Genomic DNA, 245 nt, shown 5'->3' on the forward strand with positions numbered 1-245 from the left:
TCCCTTTCCAGAACAGATTAAAGAACGATTTTGTAGGATCTCTTTCTACATCTTTTACATCCACAGACTGAGGAAGATTTCCGGAATCCGAACGCACAACAAGATTGGCAATTGCCGTTAAAACTCCTTTTTTCTGTTGATTATCTTTATTTAAAACAGCGATTTTTAAGTCTTTATGTTTCAAATTAAAAGTTCCATTTAAACCTCTTGGATTTCCTCTGAAATTAAAAAGCATTTCCTGAATC

General features: G+C 33.5%; 1 pseudogene. It reads right to left on the reverse strand.

Going from position 1 to position 245, the window contains the following annotated elements:
• Window positions 1–245, reverse strand: a pseudogene (locus SCA31_RS25020) (hypothetical protein); the annotation flags it as partial.

Origin of the sequence: Chryseobacterium sp. SIMBA_028 (genome assembly GCF_046535285.1) — a bacterium.
In the GTDB taxonomy this organism is placed as follows: Bacteria; Bacteroidota; Bacteroidia; order Flavobacteriales; family Weeksellaceae; genus Chryseobacterium.